We start from the raw sequence: 4,767 nt of genomic DNA, 5'->3' as shown, positions 1-4,767 counted from the left end.
ACGTCGACGGCTTTCACGTCGCGAACGCCGGCGCGCTGATGACCGGCAAGCCGCTGTTCCGCCCGTGCACACCGTACGGCGTGATGAAGATGTTCGAAGCGCACGGCATTGCGCTGCAAGGCGCGAACGCGGTCGTGATCGGCCGCTCAAACATCGTCGGCAAGCCGATGGCGATGATGCTGCTCGACGCCGGCGCGACCGTGACGATTTGCCACAGCAAGACGCGCGACCTCGCCGCGCATACGCGCGAGGCCGACATCGTGGTCGCCGCGGTCGGCAAGCGCAACATCCTGACCGCCGACATGGTGAAGCCGGGCGCGACGGTGATCGACGTCGGCATGAACCGTGACGACGCGGGCAAGCTGTGCGGCGACGTCGATTTCGCGGGCGTGAAGGAAGTCGCCGGCTACATTACGCCGGTGCCGGGCGGCGTCGGCCCGATGACCATCACGATGCTGCTGATCAACACGATCGAATCCGCCGAACGCGCCGCCGCCGCGGCCTGACGCTGCCTTTGCCGAGCCGGTGCGCGGTCCGCGCGCCGGCGCCTCGCCAGCCGCAATCGCGCGGCTGCATCGCGCCGGCCGGCGCGCCGATGCACCTCGCTGCTCGCCCGCCGCCGGTCACCCTTGGCCGGCCGCCCCTGGCCGGCCGCCCCTGGCCGGGCGCCCCTGGCCGGGCGCCCACATCCGACCCTGCGTCAATCGCGTCATTAGAAACTAACGATTGGAAAGCGCACGATGCGCCCCAATAATGTCGGTATCGGGCGCCGCTTCATCGCGCCTCACCCTTTTCATCCCGGTTCATCCGGCAACAGACAGGGAGTCTTATGTCCGCCAGCGCCAACACCAATCCGCTCCTCGACTTCTCCGGCCTGCCCCGTTTCGGCGAGATCCGCCCGGAACACGTGACGCCCGCGCTCGATACGCTGCTCGACGCCGCCAGCCGCGCGGTCGAAGCGGCGAGCGCGAGCGACACGCCGTCGACCTGGGCCGCCGTCGTCGAGACGGTCGAGCAGGCCACGGAGCCGCTCGGCCGCGCATGGGGCATCGTCGGCCATCTGAATGCGGTCGCCGACACGCCCGAACTGCGCGCCGCCTACGGTGAAAACCTGCCGCGCGTGACCGAGTTCTGGTCGAGCGTCGGCCAGAATCTCGCGCTGTACGAAAAGTACAAGGCGATCGCCGCGAGCGCCGAATACGCGACGTTGTCCGCCGAGCGCAAGAAGATCCTCGACAATGCGCTGCGCGACTTCCGCCTGTCGGGCGCCGAGCTGCCCGAAGACCAGAAGCCGCGCTTCGCGGAACTGCAGGAACAGCAGGCCGCGCTGTCGAAGGCGTTTTCCGATCACGTGCTCGATGCAACCAACGCGTACGCGTACTTCGTCACCGACGAAGCCGAGCTGGCCGGCCTGCCCGGCGACGCAATCGAGGCTGCTCGCGAAGCCGCGCAGAAGGACGGCAAGGAAGGCTGGAAATTCACGCTGCATTTCCCGTCGTACTTCCCGGTGCTGCAGTACGCGGACAACCGCGCGCTGCGCGAGACGCTCTACCGCGCCTATGCGACGCGCGCGTCGGAGCTCGGGCCGCAGTACGGCGACGGCAAGGCCGAATGGGACAACACGGCGATCGTCGTCGACGCGCTGAAGCTGCGCCGCGAAGAGGCGCAGATGCTCGGCTACCGCAACTTCGCCGAAGTGTCGCTCGCGCCGAAGATGGCCGAATCGCCGCAGCAGGTGATCGCATTCCTCGAGGATCTCGCGACGCGCGCCCGCCCGCACGCGGACAAGGACTGGGACGAGCTGCGCACGTTCGCCGCGAAGGAGCTCGGCCTCGCCGAACTCGCGCCGTGGGACGTCGCATACGCGGCCGAGAAGCTGCGCCAGCAGCGCTATGCGTTCTCGGAAAACGAGGTCAAGCAGTACTTCCCGGAACCGGCCGCGCTGAAGGGCCTGTTCACCGTCACCGAAACGCTGTTCGGCGTGAAGATCAAGCCGGACGACGCGCCGGTATGGCACAAGGACGTGCGCTTCTTCCGCGTCGAGAACCGCGACGGCTCGCTCGTCGCGCAGTTCTATCTCGACCTGTACGCACGCGAAGGCAAGCGCGGCGGCGCCTGGATGGACGACGCGCGTTCGCGCGCGAAGCGCGGCAGCGACGTGCAGACGCCCGTCGCGTACCTGACCTGCAACTTCTCCGCGCCGGTCGGCGGCAAGCCCGCGTGCTTCACGCACGACGAAGTGATCACGCTGTTCCATGAATTCGGCCACGGGCTGCATCACATGCTCACGCGCGTCGACGAGCTCGGCGTGTCGGGCATCAACGGCGTCGAATGGGATGCGGTCGAACTGCCGTCGCAGTTCATGGAGAATTTCTGCTGGGAATGGGACGTGCTGTCGTCGATGTCGTCGCACGTCGATACGGGCGCGTCGCTGCCGCGCGAGCTGTTCGACAAGATGATCGCCGCGAAGAACTTCCAGAGCGGGCTCGGCACGCTGCGCCAGATCGTGTTCTCGATGTTCGACATGCTGCTGCACGTCGACTTCGACCCGGCCGGCGCCACCGGCGTGACCGCGTTCGCGCGCGAGATCAACGAGCGCTATCACGTGATCCCGCAGGCGGCGTTCTCGCGCTGGCCGAACACGTTCAGCCACATCTTCGCGGGCGGCTATGCGGCCGGCTACTACAGCTACAAGTGGGCCGAAGTGCTGTCGGCCGATGCGTACGCGGCGTTCGAGGAAGCGGCGGCCGCCAGCGGCAGCGTGCTCGACGCGGCAACCGGCACGCGCTATCGCCGCGAAATCCTCGAGGTCGGCGGCAGCCGCCCGGCGATGGAGTCGTTCAAGGCATTCCGCGGCCGCGAGCCGCAGATCGACGCACTGCTGCGCCACAACGGGATGGCCGCGTCCGCGCACTGAGCGCGCTGCCCGGCCCTTCCAGTTGTTCAGGCTGCTCAGGCTGCATCGACAGGCACCGCTTCGGCGGTGCCTTTTTTCATGGCGCGGACGTGTCGTCGCCCACTTCGTCGTCGAACAGCAGGAATTGCCCGTGGCGTTCGGCCGTATCCTCGTCGATGCGCACGCCGACACCGAGCAGCCGTACCGGCTGCGCGCGCCGCAACAACCCCTTCGCGAGCAGCGTGACGGCCGTCTCGGCATTCGTCGCGTCGGCCACGCACTCGACCGTCGTGCGCTGGAAATCGGCGAAGCGGATCTTCACGTACAGCTTGCGGATCGACCGCGCGGCGCCCGCGCGATCGATCCGCGCGTCGAGTTGCACGACGAGGCGACGGATTTCGTCCGCGCATTGCTCGAGTGTCGTCAGGTCGGTCACGTAGGTCGTCTCGACGCTGACCGACTTGCGCTCCTGGTCGGCCTGCACGGGCCGCTCGTCGATCCCGCGCGACAGTTCGTACAGCCGCCGCCCGAACGCGCCGAACTCGCGGTGCAGGTCGATCAGCGGCCAGTCGCGCAATTGCGCGCAGGTCTGGATGCCGAGCCGGTCGAGCCGCGTGGCCGTCACCTTGCCGACGCCGTGCAGCTTGCGCACTGGCAGCGCCGCGACGAATGTGTCGATCTCATGCGGCCGCACGACGAACAGCCCGTCGGGCTTGTTCCAGTCGGACGCGATCTTCGCGATGAACTTGTTCGGCGCGACGCCCGCCGACACGGTCACGCCGACCGTATCGCGCACGCGCTCGCGGATCTCGCGCGCAATCAGCGTCGCACTGCCCTGGCAACGCTCCGACCCGCTGACGTCGAGGTACGCCTCGTCGAGCGACAGCGGCTCGACGTCCGGCGTGTAGTCGCGATAGATCGCCATGATCTGCCGCGACGCCGCACGATACTTGTCCATCGCGGACGGCAAGATCAGCAGGTCCGGACACTTGCGCATCGCCAGCGCCGACGACATCGCCGAATGCACGCCGTAGCGCCGCGCCTCGTAGTTGCAGGTCGCGATCACGCCGCGCTGGTCGGGGCGGCCGCCGACCGCGAGCGGCCGGTTGCGCAGCGACGGGTCGTCGCGCATCTCGACCGACGCGTAGAAGCAGTCGCAGTCGCAATGAATGATCTTGCGCATGCGCGGCGGCGCGTCGCCGGGCAGCGGCGTGGGTAGATCGGCAGGCGGGATGGTGGTCGGGCTCACGGTGCCGATACTGTACAAAAACACAGTGCCGGTTTCAACTGCCGCGTACGCCCGAGGGCGGTCGCAGCCGGCCACCCGGCGCCGGCCATCTGCCGCCGGCCGCGCCGTACTGGCCCGCTTTGTGCGGATCGTACCGGCCGGGCACGGGCAGCGGCCCCTATACTCGTCTGCCACGACACACGAAACGCAAAGGTGACGGATGAAGACGATCGGACTGATCGGCGGCATGAGCTGGGAATCGTCGGCCGAGTACTACCGGATGATCAACCGGCACTCGAAGGCATTGCACGGCGGCCATCACAACGCGAAGAGCGTGCTGGTCACGGTCGACTTCGCCGAAATCGAAGCGCTACAGCGCACGCACGACTGGGCCGCGCTCGGCGAACGGATGGCCGACGCCGCGCGACAACTCGAAGCGGCCGGCGCCGATCTCGTCGTCCTGACGACCAATACGATGCATCGCGTGCACGACGCGATCGAGGCCGCGGTGACGCTGCCGTTCCTGCACATCGCCGATCCGACCGGCAGCGCGCTGCGCGCCGCGGGTGTCGAGCGCGTCGCCCTGCTCGGTACGCGCTACACGATGGAGCTGCCGTTCTATGCGGCGCGGCTGCGCGAGAAA

The 4,767-nt window shown here is 68.1% G+C and carries 3 protein-coding genes and 1 pseudogene; 3 read left to right on the top strand and 1 reads right to left on the bottom strand.

The window, feature by feature from the left end; translation table 11 throughout:
• Both JMF90_RS24495 and JMF90_RS24490 read left to right on the top strand, forming a co-directional pair.
• Positions 1-506, top strand: a pseudogene (locus tag JMF90_RS24495) (bifunctional methylenetetrahydrofolate dehydrogenase/methenyltetrahydrofolate cyclohydrolase); the annotation flags it as partial.
• A 323-nt stretch (positions 507-829) separates the two neighbouring features.
• Positions 830-2,917 carry a M3 family metallopeptidase gene (locus JMF90_RS24490; protein ID WP_012328829.1) on the top strand — a complete coding sequence of 696 codons (2,088 nt, stop codon included), beginning with the start codon at positions 830-832 and terminating at the stop codon, positions 2,915-2,917.
• A gap of 76 nt (positions 2,918-2,993) precedes the next feature.
• Here JMF90_RS24490 and dinB read toward each other — a convergent pair whose 3' ends face one another.
• On the bottom strand, positions 2,994-4,169 hold the full coding sequence (gene dinB, locus JMF90_RS24485; protein WP_054927965.1) for a DNA polymerase IV: 1,176 nt from the start codon (positions 4,167-4,169) through the stop codon (positions 2,994-2,996).
• Positions 4,170-4,344: 175 nt separating this feature from the next.
• Between dinB and JMF90_RS24480 the strand changes: the two genes are divergently transcribed.
• A partial coding sequence (locus tag JMF90_RS24480) for an aspartate/glutamate racemase family protein (RefSeq protein WP_201325528.1) occupies positions 4,345-4,767 on the top strand: 423 nt, incomplete at its 3' end.

The organism is Burkholderia sp. E168m23, assembly GCF_016586125.1.
Classification (GTDB): domain Bacteria; phylum Pseudomonadota; class Gammaproteobacteria; order Burkholderiales; family Burkholderiaceae; genus Burkholderia; species Burkholderia orbicola.
This window is presented reverse-complemented; position numbering and strand designations above follow the sequence as displayed.